This window comes from Streptomyces sp. NPDC059866 (assembly GCF_042731325.1).
In the GTDB taxonomy this organism is placed as follows: domain Bacteria; phylum Actinomycetota; class Actinomycetes; order Streptomycetales; family Streptomycetaceae; genus Streptomyces; species Streptomyces flavusporus.
The window spans coordinates 141018-160690 of sequence record NZ_JBHWJT010000003.1 but is presented as its reverse complement, the minus strand read 5'-3'; the positions used below and the strand labels follow the sequence as shown (position 1 = coordinate 160690).

Here is a 19673-nt window from a genome sequence, read left to right as displayed (position 1 = left end):
CAGGACAGGCAGGACACGGTGTGCCGGATGCCCGGGGGCCTCGACATCGTCGTCACCGACGCGCCGGCCACGGACCTGCCCAGGGAGAAGCGGCTGCACCCGTCGGCCGGCCCGGCGGGCGACGGTCCCCGCCCGGCCCGGCGGCCGCTCCGGCTGACCGCCCGGGCCGGCGGCGAGTATCTCTTCGTGGGCATTCGCGGCGGCCACCCCACCCCGCAGGAACCGGTGGACGTCTCCCTCGGCCCGGGGGACATCTGCTTCTACGACCTCCACCACCCGACGACGCTGGACTTCCCGGAGCGGTTCCGCACCAAGGTGTTCCTCGTGTCGCGCGAGTCGCTCGGGCTGGAGGAGTCCGACGTGCACCGGCTCATGAGCACGCCGGTGGCCCGCACCTCCCGCCTGGGCGCCCTGCTGTCGCCGTTCCTGTCCGACCTCGCCGACACCGCCGCCGCGTCCCGCCCCCCGGTCGGCGAGATGCTCGCCCGGAACGCCGTGAACCTCCTGGCCACCCTCGCCGTGGAACAACTGGGCGGGGACGGGCCGGGCACACCCGACGCCCCGTCACCGCTGATGACGCGGATCCGGGAGTACGTGGAGCTGCATCTGGCGGACCCCGACCTGTCACCGGAGACGATCGCCGGCGCCCACTACATATCCGTCCGGTACCTGCACAAGCTGTTCAAGGACGAGGGCACGACGGTCGGCCGGTGGATCCAGCGCCGCCGGCTCGAGGAGTGCCGACGTGAACTCATGCTGTACACCCGGGGACACTGGACCATCGCGGCGATCGCCAACCGCTGGGGCTTCCTGAGCGCCGCCCACTTCAGCAGGGTCTTCCGCGCCGCCTACGGCATGTCTCCCAGCGAGTGGCGGGACACGACAGGCCGGGCCGCGCGCGCCGACCGGCGCTGATCCGCCGGGCCGGGTACGCCGCCGGGTACGACGACGCCGTCACGGTCGAGCGGATCGACCGTGACGGACGGGACATCGCGGACTGGTGCGCCCCGCAACCGGCGCCCCACGACCGTGATGACGCCGGCGCGCACGGCGAGCGCCTCGGCCTGCGGGCGGCGCACAGGCCGCCCCCGGACTGATTTCCGGGCGTTGTGGGACCAGTCGTGGTGCGCTGGCGGACAATTCCCCACCGCCCGGCGGATTTAGCGTGGCGAGCGGCGGCACCGGAGTGCTCTGTGCACGGCCCGGGGCCGTTTCACGCCGGAAAGCCCGGCGTAGCGCACGACACACCAGGAGACACACATGTCCGATGCCGTCGAGCCGGTCCAGCCGGTACTGGAACCCGCGGCAGCCGCCTTCGCGGAGGCCACAGCCAACCCGCCGTACCTGTTCGACCTGCCTCCGGCGGAGGGGCGCAAGGCCGTCGACGAGGTGCAGTCCGGCCCGGTCGAGAAGCCGGAGACCGACGAGGAGTGGATCACCGTCCCGGGCGGTCCGACGGGCAGCGTGCGGGCCCGCATCGTCAAGCCCGCCGGCGCCGCGGACACCCTCCCGGTGATCCTCTACATCCACGGCGCGGGCTGGGTGTTCGGCAACGCCCACACCCATGACCGCCTGGTCCGGGAACTCGCCGTCGGCGCCGGCGCCGCCGTGGTCTTCCCCGAGTACGACCTCTCTCCCGAGGCCCGCTACCCCGTCGCCATCGAGCAGAACTACGCCGTCGCCCAGTGGGTCGTCCGGCAGGGTGCGAGCAAGGGGCTCGACGGCTCCCGGCTGGCCGTCGCCGGTGACTCCGTCGGCGGCAACATGACCGCCGCGCTGACCCTGATGGCCAAGGAGCGCGGTGACGTCCCGCTGGTGCAGCAGGTGCTGTTCTACCCGGTCACGGACGCCGCCTTCGACACCGGTTCGTACCATCAGTTCGCAGAAGGCTACTTCCTGCGCCGCGACGGCATGCAGTGGTTCTGGGACCAGTACACGACCGATGAGGCCGAGCGCGCGCAGATCACCGCCTCCCCGCTGCGCGCCACCACCGACCAGCTCACGGGCCTGCCCCCGGCCCTGGTCATCACCGGCGAGGCGGACGTGCTGCGGGACGAGGGTGAGGCGTACGCGAACAAGCTGCGCGAGGCGGGCGTCCCGGTCACCGCGGTGCGCTTCCAGGGCATCATCCACGACTTCGTGATGCTCAACGCCCTGCGTGGGACCCACGCCGCCGAAGCCGCCATCACGATGGCCGTCGCCACCCTGCGCGCCGCGCTGCACACGGCCTGAAGCCGGCCGTTCCGAGCATCCGAGGAGACACAGACATGAGCACGTCCACACCCACGGTGGTCCTCGTACACGGCGCGTTCGCCGACGCGGCGAGCTGGACCGGGGTCATCGAGGAACTGCAGAAGGAGGGCGTTTCCGTGGTGGCTCCGCCCAACCCGCTGCGGGGCCTCGCGTCCGACGCCGCCTACATCGCCTCCGTCGCCGCCCAGATCGACGGTCCCGTCGTCCTGGTCGGCCACTCCTACGGCGGTGCGCTGATCACCGTGGCCGGTGTCACCGAGAACGTCGTCGGGCTGGTCTACGTCGCGGCCTACGTCCTGGAGGAGGGCGAGAGCCTCGGCGAGCTGCAGGGCCGGTTCCCCGACTCGCCGCTGGTCAGCAACCTCAGGCAGGTCACGTACCCCGTCGAGGGCGCGGACCCGGCCGTCGAGGTCACCATCACCCCCGAGGCGTTCCCCGCCATCTTCGCGGCCGACGTCCCCGAGGCCGTCACCAAGGTGCTCGCGGTGGCGCAGCGTCCGCTCGCCGCCTCGGCCTTCACCGAGACCGCGGCTGCGGCGGCGTGGAAGACCAAGCCGTCCTGGGCGGTCGTGGCCGGGGCCGACCAGGCCATCGACGCCGAGGTCCAGCTGTTCGGCGCGAAGCGGGCCGGGGCCACCGTCGTCGAGATCGAGGGCGCCTCGCACGCCGTCGCGGTCTCCCAGCCGAAGAAGACCGCCGACGTGATCCTCGACGCGGTGCGCGCGACGGGCTGACCGGGCGCCACCCCTGGCCGTGCGGACGCGATCGCCGATCACGTCCGCACGGTCACCGACGTACGAGCACCTGGTCGACACACCCCTGGTCCGTGCCTGACCGGTCGCCCGTCTCCCCGAGGAGCTCCTAGGAGCGGAGCTCCGGGGGCTCCTTGTCGGTGCCGAGGTCCGCTTCGACGTCGTAGCCCACGGGGCCGTGTCCCGCCGTGGGCAGCGCGATGTCGGCGCCGAGATCGAAAGCGGCGCTCCCGGCGGCCTCGGCGAGGGCCTCCTCCTCGCGGCGCCTTACGGCCTGCTCGTGGTGCTCGGTGATCCGCTCGACGATGCCGCGGGCGCCGTGATGGTGGTGGGGCTGCTCGGATTCGCTCATGGCGCCATTCTTCGACTTAGTCAGTACATGTCACAACAAAGGTCGTATGAACGGAGGATGACGGCAGGCCCCCCGCAGAGGGCATCCGGTTGCCGCAGGACTGCGCAAGGGGTGTGATGTATTGATCGACTCGATGAGACGTCCCCGCGCCTGAACGAGTCATGTGATGTCGGGGAGGCAGAGATGACGGTGAGCCGACTCGGACTGGTCGTGCACGGCGGGCGTACGGAGGCCGTGGAGGCGGCCTGCGTCGTCCGGGCCTGGTGCGGGGAGCACGCCGTGCGATGCACGGACATCGATGTGTGGGACGAGGGAGGGCGGCGCAGTGCCCAGGAGGAGGTCGAAGCCGCGGGCGATCCCGACCTCATCGTCACCCTGGGCGGCGACGGCACTTTTCTGCGCGGCGCCCGGCTGGCCGCCGAGCACGACGCGCTGGTCCTCGGGGTCGACCTGGGCAGGGTCGGTTTCCTGACGGAGGTCTGCGCCGCCACGGTGCGCTCGGCGCTGGACGCGGTGCGGGAAGACCGGTTCCAGATCGACAGCCGTATGCTGCTCACCCTGCGCGCCTCCTGCCGTCTGCAAGTGCCGGCGAGCATGGAGGCCCTGATGCGGTACGGCCGCGGGCCGCTCCTGCCGTCTCCGCAGGTGCTCCCCGACTGCCAGGTCGACGACGAGTGGGGCATCCCCCTGAACGTCACCGCGCTCAACGACGTCGTACTGGAGAAGCTCTCCAGGGACCGCCAGGTGTCGGTCGGTGTCTACGTCTCCGGCCGGCTCCTGGCGTCCTACTCCGCCGACGCCCTGCTGGTCGCCACGCCCACGGGCTCGACCGCCTACAGCTTCGCCGCCGGCGGACCCGTCGTCTCGCCCCGGGCGGACGTCCTGGTCTTCACGCCGGTCGCCCCGCACATGGCGTTCAACCGCTCGGTCGTCACGGCCCCCGACGAGCCGGTCGGCCTGCGTGTGCTCGAACGGTCGGGACAGGCCGCGGTCAGCATCGACGGTCAGGTGCGGGGGGTACTCAGCCCCGGGGACTGGATCGGCGTGTACGCCGCCCCGCGCCGGCTGCGGGCCGTCCGGCTGGGGCCGATGGACTTCTACGGCCGGCTGCGCGAGCGGATGAGGCTGACCGACGCCCCGGCCGCGGTCGCCGACGGAACCCCCGCGCCGCTGTGGTCGGTGACGACGCCTCCACCGGGAGATCTGGCCCATCTGACGCTGCTCACGGTCCCAGGGGAACAGCCCCCCACGGGCTGACGTACGCGTCCTCCGTAAGAGCGCCATGACCGATGTGTGTCACGGGTGTTGACGCCACGCCCGGAGTGAAGCCATCCTCGCCGAGGCGAAATCCCGCATGACGTTCGTGATTTCGAACCTCGGCGGCATCGCGTATCACCACGGCGCCACACAGCAAGGAGAGTGACGGCGGCCTCGTTGTCGAACCGGTTCGAAAGAGGGCGGCAGCGAGCGGCGTCGAACCGGTTCGACAGACCACGTATCGACTCACAGGAGCTGCAACCGATGGTGCAATCGAGAGCAAGACGGGCGCGCCCGGGCCCACGCGCGCTGGTCGTCACCGCACTGGGCGCCGGCCTGCTGGCCACGGGCCTGACGGTGCCGGCTGCGACCGCCGCCGAACTGCCGGCCCCGAAGCTGCACTACACCTTCGACGCCGACGACCTGAGCTCGGGAAAGGTCACCGACAGCTCCGGCAACGGGCTCGACGGCTCTCTCGTCAACGGCTCCACCGCCGCCCTGGTCGGCGGCGCGGACGGCGGCTCGGCGCTGGACCTGCCCGGCGGGGCGCCCACCTCCGACGGCGCGTACGTCCGTCTGCCCCGCGAAGCGGTCGGCTCCGCAACCGACCTGACGGTCTCCGCGCGCGTGAAGTGGAGCGGCGACAAGTCGTCCTGGCAGCGGATCTTCGATCTGGGCACCGACACCACCAAGTACCTCTTCGCCACCCCGTACAGCGGAAACGGTGTGCTGCGCACCGCCGCGACCACCGGCGGAGGGAACGCGGAGGCACAGGTCAACGGCTACGCGATGCTTCCCGCGAACGAGTGGCGGACCGTCACCGTCACCCTCGACAGCTCCGCCCGCCGACTCACCACCTACCTCGACGGTGTGGCGGTCTCCTCCGCCGAGACCGGCATCAAGGCCAAGGATCTGCTGGACAGTTCGGCCACGGCCGCCGGCTACATCGGCAAGTCGTTCTGGCCGGATCCGCTGCTCAAGGGCGCGGTCGACGACTTCGCCGTGTGGCACTCGGCGCTCAACTCGGAACAGGTGGCCGACATGGCCGGGAACCTCCCCACTCTCCAGCAGCTCTCGCGGACGTCCTTCGAGGCCCGCACCACGACCGGAACCGCCCCGTCCCTCCCCGTCGCCGTCCGCTCCTCCTTCTCCGACGGCTACGACCGCGACACCCCGATCACCTGGGACGCCGTACCGCCCGAGAAATATGCCCAGACGGGCACGTTCACCGTGGCGGGAACAGCGGCCGGGCGCGCCGTGCAGGCGACGGTCACCGTGGTCCGCGAGGGTCAGCTCAACGTCGACCTCGGCTCGGACACCGGCAAGTTCCACGGCGGCGCCTCCGGCACCCTGTACGGCGTGTACGGGCAGGACGTGCCGACGAACAACCTCATCGAGGGCATGAACCTGCGGACCGTCTCGACCAAGGCGCAGGACGGGCCGCAGCACCCGGGCGCCGACGCGCTGGAGGTCGTCAAGCCGCTCGCGGACAGCACCGACGGCGACGTGTACATCTACATGACGGACATCCACCGCGGCTTCCCGTACCAGTGGCCGGGCGACACCCCCGAGGAGAAGCTCAAGCTCTACCGGGAGAAGATCGCCGAGCAGGTCGACCAGGTCCTGAAGCTGCCGAAGGAGTACCAGGACAACATCGTCTTCGTGCCGTTCAACGAGCCCGAGGGCAACATGTTCGGCACCGGCGAGTGGAGCTACGACAAGGTCAGCTGGCTCAACGACCCGGACGACTACTTCGCCGCCTGGGACGACTTCCACAAGCTCATCAAGAGCAGGATGCCCGAGGTCCGCATCGCCGGCCCCAACACCAGCATCCTCTACGACCAGGTCAAGGGCTTCCTCACCCACACCCTGGCCGCCGGCACCCTCCCGGACGTCATCACCTGGCACGAGCTGAGCCACCCGGAGGCGGTGCGCGAGAGCGTCGCCAAGTACCGGGCGTGGGAGAAGGACCTGTTCAAGGGCACCGACCGTGAGGGCACCCAACTCCCCGTCAACATCAACGAGTACGCGTTCAACTACCACACCTCGGTCCCCGGCCAGATGATCCAGTGGGTGTCCGCGATCGAGGAGTCCAAGGTGGACGCCGACATCGCGTACTGGAACATCGACGGCAACCTCTCCGACTCCGCGGTGCAGTCCAACCGCGGCAACGGCCAGTGGTGGCTGCTGAATTCGTACGCCTCGATGAGCGGGCACACCGTGAAGGTGACCCCGCCGTTCCCCGGCGAGAACTACACCATGCAGGGCGTCGCCACGCTCGACGAGAAGAAGAAGCAGTCACGGCTGATCTTCGGCGGCTCCACCGGCAAGGGTCACATCACCTTCGACAACGTCCCGAAGAATCTTTTCGGGGACCGCGTGCACGCCTGGGTGAGGGAGATCGAGTGGAGCGGGCAGGTCGGCGACAACTCCGGCCCGAAGCTGCTCTCGGAGCAGAACCTGAAGGTCGGTGACGACGGCAAGGTCGTCGTCGACTTCGGTGACGGCGCGCTGCCGAAGCTGAAGGAGTCCTCGGCGTACGAGATCGTCCTCAGCCCGGCCGGAAAGGCGGCGGGCACGCAGTCCCCGCCCGTGCGCTGGCAGGGCTCGTACGAGGCGGAGGACGCCGCCCACACCGGCTCCGGCTACTCGAAGAACGGTCCGGAGGGCTCGCCCCGCGACGTGTCGAAGTTCTACACCTCCGGCGGCTACGACGTGGGCGGCCTGCGCACCGGCTCGGACGTCGAGCTCGACTTCACCGTGGACGTGCCCGAGGACGGCACGTACGACCTGAGCGTCTTCGCCAACTCCCTCAACACCTTCGACAAGGTGAAGGAGCAGGGCCCGACCAACGTCTTCCTGAGTGTGGACGGCAAGGCGGACAGCGAGCAGGAGCTGTACCTGCCGCTCGGCTACAAGTGGGTGGTGTGGGACCACACCGACACCAAGGTGAAGCTCACCAAGGGCAGGCACACCCTCACGCTCGCCGCGAAGAGCCTCGACGGCAAGCGCGCCACCAAGGGTGACGCCATCGTCGACCGCCTGACCCTCTCCCTGCCGGAGGCGTCGGCCGGCACCCAGGTGTACGAAGGTGAACTGGCCTGGCTGGGCGGCGGGGCGCGCCCCGTCTACGACCTGCCGAAGCAGGCGACCACCGGATCGGGCGCGGCCCGGCTCGCGAAGGGCCAGACCGCCACGTTCTGGGTCTACTCGCCCGCCGACCGCGAGGCCACCCTCAAGGTCGACGCCCTCGCCGGCTCGGGCGCCCGGCTCTCCGTCAACGGCCACGACGTCCTGCGCCTGGCCAAGGGCAGGAGCAGCGCGGCGGTCTCCCTCTCGGGCGGCGTCAACAAGGTGACGCTGACCGGAGGTTCGTCCACCATCCTCGTCGACCGCCTCACGGTCACGCCGACCGAGGGCGCGCTGCCGGAGCGCACCTACGAAGCTCAGGACGCCGAGCTCGCGGGCTCGGCCGAGCTCAGCCCGCTCTCCCTGGCCACCGACGGCACGGCCGTCACCGGCATCGGCGGCGAACCGGGCAACGGCAACACCGCGACGTTCCACGTCACGGTCGACCGGGCCGGTCTGTACGCCCTGCGCATCCGCTACTCCAACCCCGAGCAGTCGGAGGCCACGCACTACAACCCCGACCCCCTCGTCCGGCACGCGGACATCACGGTGGGCGGTGGCAAGCCGCAGCGTGTGACGTTCCCGCACTCGTTCCACGAGAACAACTTCTGGGAACTCACCGTCCCCGTCCGCCTGGAGAAGGGTGACAACGCCATCACCTTCAGGTCCGAGGAACTGCCCAACTTCGACGGCGAGACGTACGCGTCGGACACGTTCCCGGGCGTCCTGCTGCGCTCGAAGTACGCGCCCCTCATCGACAGGATCACGGTCGCCAGGTTCTCGGCCCCACGGCCGTGAGGTTGAACGGCCCCACGGCCGTGAGGTGAACGCCCTCACGGCCGTGAAGTGAAAGGACAAGGGAGTCAGAGTGGTCACGATCGGCGACATCGCGCGCGCCGCCGGGGTTTCCCGCAGCACCGCCTCGTACGCACTGTCGGGCAAGCGGTCCATCTCCGCGGAAGTGCGGCAGCGGGTGGCGGACGCGGCGCGGGAGCTGGGCTACACCCCCAACGCCGGCGCCCGCGCCCTCGCCACCGCGGAGACGATGGTCCTCGGCCTGCTCGCCCAGTTCCACGAGGACGAGTTCGCCCCGGCCATGCTCCAGTACATGCTGGGCGTCTCCGACACCGCGCGCGAGCTGGGGTACGACACCCTGCTCGTCACGGAGACCGACGGCGCCCGCGCGCTGCGCCGGATCACCAGCTCCCGGATGGTCGACGGCGTCGTCCTGCTGAACGTCGCGCAGGACGACGCCCGGCTCCCGCTCCTCAGGTCGGCGCCCCAGCCAGGGGCGCTGGTCGGGCTGCCGGGTGACTGCTCCGGCGTGGACGTCTTCGACCTCGACTTCGAGGCGGCCGGCCGGCTGATGGTCGACCACATGCACCAGCTGCGGCACCGGGAGCTGATCCTGGTCTCGCAGCCCGAGCACGTCGTCGAGCGCGGCGGCGCCTATGTGTGGCGGCTGCAGAACGCGGTGGTGCAGCAGGCGCGGGCCCGCGGCATCGAACTCCACGCGGTCTTCGGCGAGTCGCGGCAGCCGGAGGTCGGACGGACGCTCCACGCGCTGCTGGACGCCCACCCGGCCGCGACCGGCCTGCTGCTCAACAACGAGGCGGCCGCGGCGGCGCTGCCGTCCGTCCTGCACGCCCGCGGTCTTCGGACACCACGGGACCTGTCGGTCATCGGCCGCTACTCCGACGAGTTCGCCCGCACCTTCTCGCTGCCCTTCACCTCCATCGAGAGCGCACCCGACCTCCTCGGGGAGATGGCCGTACGGCAGCTCGTGCGCCGGATCGTCACCCCGCAGGCCAGGGACGAGCCGCACGTTCTGCGGCTCCTCACGCCCGAGTTCGTCGACCGCGGGAGCACCGGCGTGCCCTCCGCACCACCCAGCACCTCATGAGTTCAAGGAGAAAGACAGTGAGAGACCTCCCGAAGCCCTTCCGTGCCGCGGGCGTGCTCGGCGCCGCCCTCGTCCTCATGACCGGCGCGGTCGCCTGCTCGTCGAACACCGGCAGCGGCGGCGGCGACCAGGCCGACGACACCTACACCTGGTGGGACCCGTACCCGCAGCACAACAAGTCGTCCGACTGGGCCAAGCGGGTCACGAAGTGCGGTGACGAGGCGGGCGTCACCATCAAGCGCACCGCCTACGACACCACGGCGCTGACCAACCAGGCCCTGCTCGCCGCCCAGGAGGGCACGTCGCCCGACATCATCCTGCTGGACAACCCCGCCGTCTCGACGCTCGCCGACACCGGCATGCTGACCACGATGGAGGAGTTCGGCCTCGACACCTCCGAGATCGACGAGAACCTGCTCGCGGCCGGTGTGGTGGACGGCAAGGAGTACGGCATCCCCATCGGCGCCAACACGCTCGCCATCTACTACAACAAGACCGTCCTGGACGACGCCGGCGTCGACCCCGGCTCGGTCAAGGACTGGGCGTCGCTCACCGCCGCCCTGAAGAAGGTGAAGGACGCCGGGCACAAGGGCATCACGTTCGCCGGCATCGGCACCGAGGAGGGCTCCTTCCAGTTCCTGCCGTGGTTCTGGGGCGCCGGGGCGGATCTGCGCGACCTCGACTCGGCCGAGGCCGCCGAGGCCCTCGACCTGTGGACCGGCTGGCTGAAGAACGGCTACGCACCCAACTCCGTGATCAACAACTCCCAGAACACGACCTGGGAGGAGTTCCTGACCGGCGACTTCGCCTTCGGTGTGAACGGCACCTGGCAGGTCAACAGCGCCGCGGAGGCCGACTTCCCGACCGGCGTGATCCAGATACCCGGCAAGGACGGCGGGGTGGCCCCGACCCCGACCGGCGGCGAGTTCCTCACGACTCCCGTGCAGGACGACACGGGCCGGTACGAGGCCACCAAGAAGATCGTGGAGTGCATGACCACCCCGGAGGGCATGGTGGAGACGGCCACGACCTTCGCGTACTACATCCCGCCGACGAAGGCCGGACAGGACAAGCTCCTCGCCGACCAGGCCGGACTCGAGCCGTGGGTCGAGGCCGTACGCACCGCCAAGGGACGCACCAGCGACGACCTCGGGACCGACTACCCGAAGATCTCCGAGCCCCTGTGGACCGCCGTGCAGCAGGCCCTCAGCGGAAGCAAGAGCACCAAGGACGCGCTCGGCGAAGCACAGGCGACCGCCGAGGACGAGGTCGGCTGACCGCCGCCCGAGGAGCCGTTTCATGAACATGTCCACGAAGTCCGCCCCGCAGGCCCGGCAGGCCGGCGGGGCGGCCGGCGAGCCAACCTCCGCCCCGCGCCCGCGGATCCGCGGGCGCGGGCGCTCCACCCAGTGGGCCGCGTTCGCGTTCCTGGCCCCGCTCATCGCCTACCTGCTGGCCTTCTACGCCTACCCGCTCTACCGGAACATCGATCTCAGCCTGCACGACTACACCGTCAGGTCGTTCGTGCAGGGCGGCGCCGAGTTCACCGGTCTGGCCAACTACCGCGACATCATGGGATCGGAGGCGTTCGGCCCCGCGCTGCGGAACACCCTTGTCTTCACGCTCGTCTCGATCGCCGCGCAGTACGCCATCGGCCTCGCGCTCGCCGTGTTCTTCCGCGACAACTTCCGCCTGTCCGGGGTGCTGCGCGGCATGTTCCTCGTCCCCTGGCTGCTGCCGCTGATCGTCTCCGGCTCCACCTGGTCGTGGATGATGAACAGCGACAACGGGATCGTCAACGCGGCCCTCGAGGCGTTCGGCATCGGTCAGATCAACTGGCTCACCGACCCGGGCTGGGCGCTGACCTCCGTGATCATCGCGAACATCTGGCTCGGTATCCCGTTCAACCTCGTCATCCTCTACTCGGGTCTGCAGAACATCCCGCGCGAGCTGTACGAGGCGGCGGCGCTGGACGGGGCGAACGCCTGGCAGCAGTTCTGGCGGGTGACCTTCCCGCTGCTCCGCCCCGTCTCGGCGATCACCCTGCTGCTCGGTCTGGTCTACACGCTCAAGGTCGTCGACGTGATCTGGATCATGACCACCGGCGGGCCGGGCAGCACCTCCACCACGCTGGCCGTGTGGTCCTACCGGGAGGCCTTCGGCACCGGGCTGCCCGACTTCTCGCCCGCGGCCACGATCGGCAACCTGCTCATCCTCATCGCCCTGGCCTTCGGCTTCCTCTACCTCCACCTCCAGCGTCGACAGGAGCGGTCATGACAGCGCCGACGCCCTCGGTCACGCCCCGGCACCCCCGGCGCAGGCCCTGGTGGAAGACGGCCCTGGGGGTCTTCCTCACCGCGGTCATGCTCTTCCCGGTCTACTGGATCTTCAACGTGTCCCTGACCAGGACCGAGGACATGCGGTCCGACCCGCCGCACTGGTTCCCGTGGGACCCGACGCTCGAGGGCTACGCGAACGTCGTACGCGACCAGTTGCCGGCCCTGACCACCAGCCTCGGCGTCGGCCTCGGCTGTGTGCTGCTCACCCTGGCGATCTCCGCGCCCGCCGCGTTCTCGCTGGCCAAGCTGCGCCCACGGGGGGCGGGCACGGTCAACTTCCTGCTGCTGGTCGCGCAGATGGTCCCCAGCGTGGTCATGGCGGTGGGCTTCTACGCCATCTATGTGCGGCTCGGCTGGCTCAACTCGGTCTGGGGCCTGATCATCGCCGACTCCACGATCGCCGTGCCCTTCGGCGTCATGGTGCTGACGGCGTTCATGTCCGGCATCCCCGGCGAGCTCCTGCAGGCCGCGAAGATCGACGGCGCGAACACCTGGCGGATCTTCCGCTCCGTGATCCTGCCGCTCAGCCGCAACGCCGTGCTGACGGTGTCGCTGTTCGCGTTCCTGTGGGCGTGGTCGGACTTCGTCTTCGCCTCCACGCTCGACCGCAACGGCGACGCGATCCCGATCACCCTCGGGATCTACGCCTACATCGGCAACAACACCACCGAGTGGAACTCGATCATGGCGACCGCCGCTGTCGCCTCCGTCCCCGCGGCCGTCCTGCTGGTCGTCGCCCAGCGCTTCGTCGCCGGCGGCGTCACCGCGGGCGCCGTCAAGGACTGACCGTGGGGAAACCGACTGTGAGGAACAAGAGTTCATGGTGAGCTTCCGACCGTCCCCGACCGCCCTCGAGGTACGGCACCGCCACGAGGTCCTGACCATCGAGGCCTGGGGCGCCGACAGTGTCCGCGTCCGCGCGGCACAGCACCGGATCCCGGCCGAGAGCCACGGCGCCCTGGACGACCAGCCCCCGCCGTGCGCCCTCCCGCAGATCACCGCCGAGAAGGACCGGGCCACGTTCGTCCACGGCGACCTCACCGTGCAGGTGGACTTCGACCGGCGAGCCGCCTACCCCGAGCCGCTGCTGACCTTCACGCGCACGAGCACGGGAGACGAGCTGCTGGCCGAGAGCCGCGAGCACTTCTGGCTGCCGGGGGCCCGGGTCTTCACCGGAAACCAGTGGGGCACCCACGAGGTGCACCAGCAGTTCGCCGCGTACGACGGCGAGCGGTTGTACGGCATGGGGCAGCGAACCCACGGCCGGCTGGACCTCAAAGGGCTCGCCCTGGACCTCGTCCAGCGCAACGGCGAGGTGAGCATCCCGTTCGTGCTGTCGAACCGGGGCTATGGGCTGCTGTGGAACCTCCCGGCCGTCGGCCGCGCCGAGTTCGCGCAGAACGCCACGCGCTGGCAGGCCGGCCAGGCACACGAGATCGACTACTGGTTCACCGCCGCCCCGACACCCGCAGGCATCCTCGCCCGCTACGCCGACGCGACCGGGCACACCCCCGAACTGCCCGAGTGGGCCAGCGGTTTCTGGCAGTCCAAGCTGCGCTACCGCGACCAGGACGAACTCCTCGCCGTCGCCCGCGAGCACCGGCGCCGAGGCCTGCCGCTGTCCGTCATCGTCGCCGACTACTTCCACTGGTCGGCCATGGGCGACTACCGCTTCGACGAGAGCGAGTGGCCCGACCCCAAGGCGATGGTCGACGAGCTGGCCGAACTGGGCGTCGAGCTCATGGTCTCGATCTGGCCGACGGTCTCGCCGCTGTCGGAGCACTTCGCGGACTACCGCGACCGCGGTCTCCTCGTCGGCACCCACCAGGGCGTGGAGTTCCACCAGACCATCCAGGACAAAGGCATGGCCGCGCCGATGCCGGTGGCGTTCTACGACCCCACCAACCCCCGGACACGGCAGTTCGTATGGGACCTGGTCCGGCGCAACTACCGCGACCTGGGCGTCCGCGTGTTCTGGCTGGACGCCTGCGAACCCGAGCTGAACCCGGCACACCCCGGACACCTGTCCCTGTACGCCGGGCCCGGGGCCGAGGTCGCCGGCATCTACCCGCGGGACAACGCCCGTCTGTTCGCCGAGGGCATGGCGGCGGACGGGGAGCCGACGGTGCTGCTGTGCCGCTCGGCCTGGGCGGGCGCACAGAAGTACGGGGCGGCGCTCTGGTCGGGCGACATCCCCGCCACCTGGCAGTCCCTGCGGCAGCAGATACGGGCCGGGCTGAGCACCGCCGTGTCCGGCATCCCGTGGTGGACCACCGACATCGGCGGCTTCCACGGCGGCGACGCGCGCGATGCGGCCTACCGGGAACTGATGATCCGCTGGTTCCAGTTCGGCGTGTTCTGCCCGCTGTTCCGGCTGCACGGCGACCGCGAGCCGCGCAACCCCACCTCCTTCGCGCAGACCGGCGGCCCCAACGAGGTGTGGTCGTACGGAGAAGAGGCGTACGACATCATCTCGGGCCTGCTGCACCTGCGGGAGCGGCTGCGCCCGTACATCCACGAGCAGATGCGCACAGCCGCGCGTACCGGACTGCCGCCGATGCGGCCGCTGTTCGTGGACCATCCGGAGGATCCGCACGCCTGGGCGGTGGACGACGCGTTCCTGTTCGGCCCGGACCTCCTCGTCGCGCCGGTGACACAGCCCGGGCAACGGTCGCGGGAGGTGTACCTCCCGGCCGGCACCCGCTGGGTCTGTGCCGGGAGCGGCGAGGTCCACGAGGGCGGCCGCACCGTGACGGTGCCCGCCCCCATCGACCACATCCCCGTCTTCACCCGCGAGGGCGCGGACGTCCCCCTGACCGCATGAGGAGAACCACGAACGTGACCGTGCAGGAGAGCACGACCGGCGCCGACCCCAAGGGCGGCCGCCCGGTACTCCCCTCCCGGGGCCGGCAGCGACCGCTCGGCATGGGCGAGACGACGCTCACCGGCGGATTCTGGGCGACGCTGCAGCAGACCAACGCCACGGCGAGCCTCGAGCACTGCGAGCAGTGGATGGAACGGCTGGGCTGGCTCGCCAACTTCGACCGGGTCGCCGACGGCACGACAGGACCCGACCGGCCCGGCTGGTCCTTCGCCGACTCCGAGGTCTACAAGCTCATCGAGGCCCTGGCATGGGAGTACGGCCGTTCCGGCGATCAGGTCCACGACGACGCCGTGCGCCGGCTCACCGCACGCATCGCCCGCGCCCAGGACGCCGACGGCTACCTCAACACCTGCTTCGGGCACGCCGGCCGGCAGCCCCGCTACAGCGACCTGGAGTTCGGCCACGAGCTGTACTGCACCGGGCACCTGCTGCAGGCCGCCGTCGCCCGGCTCCGCACGACCGGCGCCGACGAGCTCGTGGCCGTCGCCCGCCGGGCCGCCGACCACGTCTGCGACACCTTCGGCCCCGACGGGCTGCAGGGCATCTGCGGCCATCCCGAGATCGAGGTCGGACTGGCCGAGCTGGGGCGCGCGCTGGGCGAGAGCCGCTACGTCGAGCAGGCACGGCTGTTCCTGGACCGCCGCGGGCACGGCGCCCTGAAGGACATCCCGCTCGGCCGCGCCTACTTCCAGGACGACGTGCCGATCCGCGAGGCCGACACCTGGCGCGGCCACGCCGTGCGCGCGCTGTACCTGTCGGCCGCGGCCGTCGACGTCGCCGTGGAGCAGGACGACCAGGAGCTCCTCGCCGCCGTCGAGCGCCAGTGGGCGAACGCGGTGGCGCGGCGGACCCATCTGACCGGCGGCATGGGATCCCGGCACCAGGACGAGGGGTTCGGCGAGGACTGGGAGCTGCCCCCGGACCGCGCCTACTGCGAGACCTGCGCCGGCGTGGCCTCGGTCATGGTGTCGTGGCGGCTGTACCTCGCCACCGGAGACGTCCGGTACGCCGACCTCGTCGAGCGCACCTTCTTCAACATCATCGCCACCTCGCCGCGTTCGGACGGGCGGGCGTTCTTCTACGCCAACCCGCTCCACCAGCGGGTGTCCGGCGAGACCTCCGACGACGACGCCGTGAGCCCCCGCGCCGAGGGCGGTTCCCGCGCCGCCTGGTTCGACGTGTCCTGCTGCCCCACCAACGTCGCCCGCACGCTGGCCACCTGGCACACCCACCTCGCCACGGCGGGGCGGCACGAACTGACGCTGCTGCAGTACGCCGGCGCCCGGATCGAGGCCGAGCTGGGGGACGGACGGACCGTGTCGCTCGAGGTCGAGACGGACTACCCGCGGGACGGCCTCGTGACCGTACGGGTGGTGCGGGCGCCCGAGGGGCCGGTGACCCTCCGGCTGCGCGTGCCCGCCTGGGCCCGGGGCGCCGAGCTCGACGAGGGCGGGCGCCGGCGCTCCGTCGCCACGGGCCTGGCCGTCGTGGACCGGGAACTCACCACCGGGGAGGAGATCCGCCTCCACCTCCCGATGACCCCGCGCTTCACCTGGCCGGACCACCGCATCGACGCCCTCCGCGGCTGCGTCGCCGTCGAACGCGGCCCGCTCGTGTACTGCGCGGAATCCGTCGACCTCCCGGACGGCACCGAGCTCGACGATCTGACAGTCGACACCCGCGCAGCGCCCATGGACCACGAGGACCGCGTCACGATCCGGGCCTCCACGAACCACCGGAAGGACCCCGAACCGGCCTGGCCGTACGGGACACCGGCCGACGTACGCGGAACGGGCAGTACCGCATCCATGGACCTCGTCCTCGTCCCGTACCACCGGTGGGCCGAGCGGGGACCGACGGGCATGCGCATCTGGCTGCCCGTCGCCCGCCCGTCCTGAGCCACCGGCATTCCGGCCGGCAGGCGGCGCGCCGCAACGGCCCCACCTGCCGGTCCGGTCGTCAGTGGTGGGCGTGGGCGCACCTACGTGTGCGGGGCCCGGGGGTGCGGAGTCCGGTCATTGAGGGTAGGTGGAGGGCAGGACGCGTACACCCACTCGGTGAGGACGGGTGCCATGAGTGGAATTCCGCGCTGGGTCATGCAGGCCGTCGGTGTGCTCGCGGCCCTGGCCATCCTGTTCTGGCTGGGGACCGAGGTGGTCAGGAACTTCTGAGTGAAGGCCGGCCGGTGGTCGCTCAGGGGCGGCTGGTCAGGTAGCCGCCCATGGAGGTGAAGTACTCCGTCGCCCCCAGCTCCCGGCCGTCCTCGGTCCGTACGCGCGTGATGGCCAGGCCGTGGTTGCGGCCGGTGCGCGCGTCGGCCCCGGCGACGATCACCACGCCGTCGCCCTCGCGATAGAAGATCCGGCCGGGCGTACCGCCGTAGCGGCCCTGGGACACCACGGCGGCCAGGACCTCAAGACGCTTGCCCTTGTGGAAGGTGAAGGCGCTGGGGTACGGCTCGGACTGGGCGCGGACGAGACGCTCGAGGTCCTCCGCCGGCCAGGTCCAGTCGATGCGGATGTCCTCGGTGGACCGCTTGTGGAAGAAGCTCGCCCGGGACCGGTCCTGCTTGGTGAACTCCGTCTGCCCGGCGGCGATGAGGTCGAGCGCGCCGATCGTGACCGGGGCGATGAGATCGACGGTCTTGTGGAAGAGGTCCGTGGCGGTGTCCGTCGGTCCGACCGGCACCGCCTCCTGCCGGACGATGTCGCCGGCGTCGAGTTCGTCGTTCATCATGTGCGCCGTGACGCCCACTTCGGACTCGCCGTTGATCAGCGCCCAGATCAGCGGGGAGAAGCCGGCGTACTTCGGCAGCAGCGAGTCGTGCACGTTCAGCGTGCCGTGGCGCGGCAGGTCGAAGATGCGCGGCGGGATCCATGTCCGCCAGTTGTTCGCCACGATGATGTCCGGGTCGGCCTCCTTGAGACGCTCGAACAGCTCGTCGTCGTCAGGGCGGTTGCGGATCAGCACCGGGACGCCGTGCTCCTCGGCGAGGTCGGCGACGGAGTCGCTCCAGATCTTCTCGTACGCGTGCTCGCTCTTGGGGTGCGTCACGACCAGTACCACGTCGTGTTCGGAGTCCAGGAGGGCTTGCAGGGTGCGGTGCCCCCAGGTCTGGTAACCGAACATGACGACCCGCATGGGTTCCTCCTCAGGACAGGGGCTGACCAGGGACAAGTGAAGCAAGGCTTACCTTAGTTTGCAACGGCTGTGTATAAAGCCCCAGTTGACAGGTGTCGATGTTCCGGCTGTCCGGTTTGCCCTATCGACAGCTTCACGGGATTAGCTTAGGCTCACCTAAGTTCGCGGGCCGCTCCGTCGGCGTGCCCACCTTTCGACTTCCCCACGCTCGACAGGCGACTGCCCCGCACGATGGGAGTGACATGTCACAGGTTCTTCCTGCTGACGCACCACTGGTCCACGACCTCATTGGCATCGGCTTCGGGCCGTCCAATGTGGCCATGGCGATCGCACTCAGCGAGCACAACGCACGCGTCGGCCGGCACGAGGCGATCACCGCTCACTTCTTCGAGCAGCAGCCGCGCTTCGGCTGGCACCGCGGCATGCTGATCGACGACGCGACCATGCAGGTGTCCTTTCTCAAGGACCTGGTGACGCTCCGGAACCCGGCCTCCGAGTTCAGCTTCCTCTGCTACCTGAAGAGCAGGGGACGGCTGATCGACTTCATCAACCACAAGAACCTCTTCCCGCTGCGGGTGGAGTTCCACGACTACTTCGAGTGGGCCGCGGCCCAGGTCGACGACATGGTCTCCTACGGTCACGAGGTCGTCGGCGTCGCGCCCGTCGTCCGTGACGGGGCCGTGGAGTACCTGGAAGTGACGGTCCGTTCGGGGGAGGGGCTCGTGGTCCACCGGGCCCGCAACCTCGTCATCGGCACCGGGCTGCGTCCCCTCATGCCGGAGGGCGTGGAGCGCGGCGAGCGCGTCTGGCACAACTCCGAACTGCTGGCGAAGGTCGACGCGTTGGAGGGCACCTCGCCCTCCCGGTTCGTCGTCGTGGGCGCCGGGCAGAGTGCCGCCGAGAACGTCGCCTATCTGCACCGCCGCTTCCCCCGGGCCGAGGTCTGCGCGGTCTTCTCCCGCTACGGCTACAGCCCCGCGGACGACAGCAGCTTCGCCAACCGGATCTTCGACCCCGCGGCGGTCGACGAGTACTTCGCCGCACCCGAGAACGTCAAGCGCCGCCTGATGGACTACCACGGCAACACCAACTACTCCGTGGTGGACATCGACCTGATCGACGACCTGTACCGGCAGATGTACCAGGAGAAGGTCCTCGGCACCGAGCGGCTGCGCTTCCTCAACGTCTCCCGGCTCACCGACGTCAAGGAGACACAGGGCCAGGTCCGTGCCACCGTGAAGTCCCTCGTCACCGGCGAGGAGACGCTCCTCGACGCGGACGTCGTGGTCTTCGCCACCGGCTACAGCCCGGCCGACCCCCTCGGCCTCCTCGGCGAGGTCGCGGACCGCTGCCTCCGCGACGACGAGGGCCGGGTCCGCGTCGAGCGTGACTACCGCATCGCGACGGACCCCGGCCTGCACTGCGGCATCTATCTGCAGGGCGGCACGGAGCACACGCACGGCATCACGTCGTCCCTGCTGTCCAACACCGCGATCAGGGTCGGTGAGATCCTGGACTCGCTCCTCGACCGGGGTCTCAAGTCCGCCTCGGACGAGGCCCGGGCGGTTGCCGACGGAACCGGCAGCACGGCCCGTTAGTCCGCCCACAGGTTCGCCCCCACACCGCCGCGCCCCGCCGGGTGGCATCGCATCCGGCAGGCGCG

The 19673-nt window shown here is 70.4% G+C and carries 15 protein-coding genes; 13 read left to right on the top strand and 2 right to left on the bottom strand.

Annotation, left to right across the window (positions count from 1 at the left end; translation table 11 throughout):
* The first annotated feature begins 27 nt into the window (after positions 1-27).
* From ACFV7R_RS05140 to ACFV7R_RS05125, 4 genes are all read left to right on the top strand, one after another.
* The gene (locus ACFV7R_RS05140; RefSeq protein WP_385260044.1) at positions 28-915 is read left to right on the top strand and encodes a helix-turn-helix domain-containing protein; all 888 of its coding nucleotides are present in this window, start codon (positions 28-30) and stop codon (positions 913-915) included.
* Complete coding sequence (locus tag ACFV7R_RS05135; RefSeq protein ID WP_385260604.1) at positions 870-1097, top strand: hypothetical protein; 228 nt, start codon at positions 870-872, stop codon at positions 1095-1097. Before ACFV7R_RS05140 ends, ACFV7R_RS05135 begins: the two co-directional genes overlap by 46 nt.
* Positions 1098-1260: 163 nt before the next feature.
* Positions 1261-2232, top strand: a complete 972-nt coding sequence (locus ACFV7R_RS05130; RefSeq protein ID WP_385260043.1) for an alpha/beta hydrolase — start codon at positions 1261-1263, stop codon at positions 2230-2232.
* A 35-nt stretch (positions 2233-2267) separates the two neighbouring features.
* Positions 2268-2987 carry an alpha/beta fold hydrolase gene (locus ACFV7R_RS05125; RefSeq protein ID WP_385260041.1) on the top strand — a complete coding sequence of 240 codons (720 nt, stop codon included), beginning with the start codon at positions 2268-2270 and terminating at the stop codon, positions 2985-2987.
* Between the two features lie 127 nt (positions 2988-3114).
* Here ACFV7R_RS05125 and ACFV7R_RS05120 read toward each other — a convergent pair whose 3' ends face one another.
* On the bottom strand, positions 3115-3357 hold the full coding sequence (locus ACFV7R_RS05120) for a hypothetical protein (protein WP_385260038.1): 243 nt from the start codon (positions 3355-3357) through the stop codon (positions 3115-3117).
* A gap of 183 nt (positions 3358-3540) precedes the next feature.
* Here ACFV7R_RS05120 and ACFV7R_RS05115 point away from each other — a divergent pair, with 183 nt between their 5' ends.
* The 8 genes from ACFV7R_RS05115 to ACFV7R_RS05080 all read left to right on the top strand — a co-directional run bounded on the left by ACFV7R_RS05115 (position 3541) and on the right by ACFV7R_RS05080 (position 16767).
* Positions 3541-4614 carry an NAD(+)/NADH kinase gene (locus tag ACFV7R_RS05115; RefSeq protein WP_385260035.1) on the top strand — a complete coding sequence of 358 codons (1074 nt, stop codon included), beginning with the start codon at positions 3541-3543 and terminating at the stop codon, positions 4612-4614.
* Between the two features lie 264 nt (positions 4615-4878).
* Positions 4879-8541: a LamG-like jellyroll fold domain-containing protein gene (locus ACFV7R_RS05110; RefSeq protein WP_385260033.1), complete on the top strand. Its 3663-nt coding sequence runs from the start codon at positions 4879-4881 to the stop codon at positions 8539-8541.
* Positions 8542-8611: 70 nt separating this feature from the next.
* Positions 8612-9646 carry a LacI family DNA-binding transcriptional regulator gene (locus ACFV7R_RS05105; RefSeq protein WP_385260030.1) on the top strand — a complete coding sequence of 345 codons (1035 nt, stop codon included), beginning with the start codon at positions 8612-8614 and terminating at the stop codon, positions 9644-9646.
* Positions 9647-9663: 17 nt separating this feature from the next.
* Positions 9664-10923, top strand: a complete 1260-nt coding sequence (locus ACFV7R_RS05100; RefSeq protein WP_385260028.1) for an extracellular solute-binding protein — start codon at positions 9664-9666, stop codon at positions 10921-10923.
* 22 nt (positions 10924-10945) lie between these two features.
* Entirely contained in the window at positions 10946-11923 is a 978-nt protein-coding gene (locus ACFV7R_RS05095; RefSeq protein WP_385260026.1) for a carbohydrate ABC transporter permease, read from the top strand.
* Positions 11920-12771 (top strand): carbohydrate ABC transporter permease, encoded by an 852-nt coding sequence (locus ACFV7R_RS05090; protein ID WP_385260024.1) that lies wholly within the window; start codon positions 11920-11922, stop codon positions 12769-12771. Before ACFV7R_RS05095 ends, ACFV7R_RS05090 begins: the two co-directional genes overlap by 4 nt.
* 34 nt (positions 12772-12805) lie before the next feature.
* A complete protein-coding gene (locus ACFV7R_RS05085) occupies positions 12806-14809 on the top strand; it encodes a TIM-barrel domain-containing protein (RefSeq protein WP_385260022.1) in 2004 nt (667 codons plus the stop codon).
* A gap of 14 nt (positions 14810-14823) precedes the next feature.
* Entirely contained in the window at positions 14824-16767 is a 1944-nt protein-coding gene (locus ACFV7R_RS05080) for a glycoside hydrolase family 127 protein (RefSeq protein ID WP_385260020.1), read from the top strand.
* 295 nt (positions 16768-17062) lie between these two features.
* Here the strand turns inward: ACFV7R_RS05080 and ACFV7R_RS05075 are convergent, their stop codons facing one another.
* Positions 17063-18010, bottom strand: coding sequence for a methionyl-tRNA formyltransferase (locus ACFV7R_RS05075; protein ID WP_385260019.1), 948 nt, complete (start codon positions 18008-18010; stop codon positions 17063-17065).
* A 242-nt stretch (positions 18011-18252) separates the two neighbouring features.
* Between ACFV7R_RS05075 and ACFV7R_RS05070 the strand changes: the two genes are divergently transcribed.
* Positions 18253-19608, top strand: coding sequence for a lysine N(6)-hydroxylase/L-ornithine N(5)-oxygenase family protein (locus tag ACFV7R_RS05070; protein WP_385260016.1), 1356 nt, complete (start codon positions 18253-18255; stop codon positions 19606-19608).
* The last annotated feature ends 65 nt before the right edge of the window (positions 19609-19673 follow it).

Coding starts and splice junctions, on each gene's coding strand:
- ACFV7R_RS05085 (WP_385260022.1), top strand. CDS start 12,806: ATGGTGAGCTTCCGACCGTCCCCGACCGCCCTCGAGGTACGGCACCGC.
- ACFV7R_RS05110 (WP_385260033.1), top strand. CDS start 4,879: ATGGTGCAATCGAGAGCAAGACGGGCGCGCCCGGGCCCACGCGCGCTG.
- ACFV7R_RS05075 (WP_385260019.1), bottom strand. CDS start 18,010: ATGCGGGTCGTCATGTTCGGTTACCAGACCTGGGGGCACCGCACCCTG.
- ACFV7R_RS05125 (WP_385260041.1), top strand. CDS start 2,268: ATGAGCACGTCCACACCCACGGTGGTCCTCGTACACGGCGCGTTCGCC.
- ACFV7R_RS05095 (WP_385260026.1), top strand. CDS start 10,946: ATGAACATGTCCACGAAGTCCGCCCCGCAGGCCCGGCAGGCCGGCGGG.
- ACFV7R_RS05115 (WP_385260035.1), top strand. CDS start 3,541: ATGACGGTGAGCCGACTCGGACTGGTCGTGCACGGCGGGCGTACGGAG.
- ACFV7R_RS05090 (WP_385260024.1), top strand. CDS start 11,920: ATGACAGCGCCGACGCCCTCGGTCACGCCCCGGCACCCCCGGCGCAGG.
- ACFV7R_RS05070 (WP_385260016.1), top strand. CDS start 18,253: ATGTCACAGGTTCTTCCTGCTGACGCACCACTGGTCCACGACCTCATT.
- ACFV7R_RS05130 (WP_385260043.1), top strand. CDS start 1,261: ATGTCCGATGCCGTCGAGCCGGTCCAGCCGGTACTGGAACCCGCGGCA.
- ACFV7R_RS05120 (WP_385260038.1), bottom strand. CDS start 3,357: ATGAGCGAATCCGAGCAGCCCCACCACCATCACGGCGCCCGCGGCATC.
- ACFV7R_RS05140 (WP_385260044.1), top strand. CDS start 28: ATGCCCGGGGGCCTCGACATCGTCGTCACCGACGCGCCGGCCACGGAC.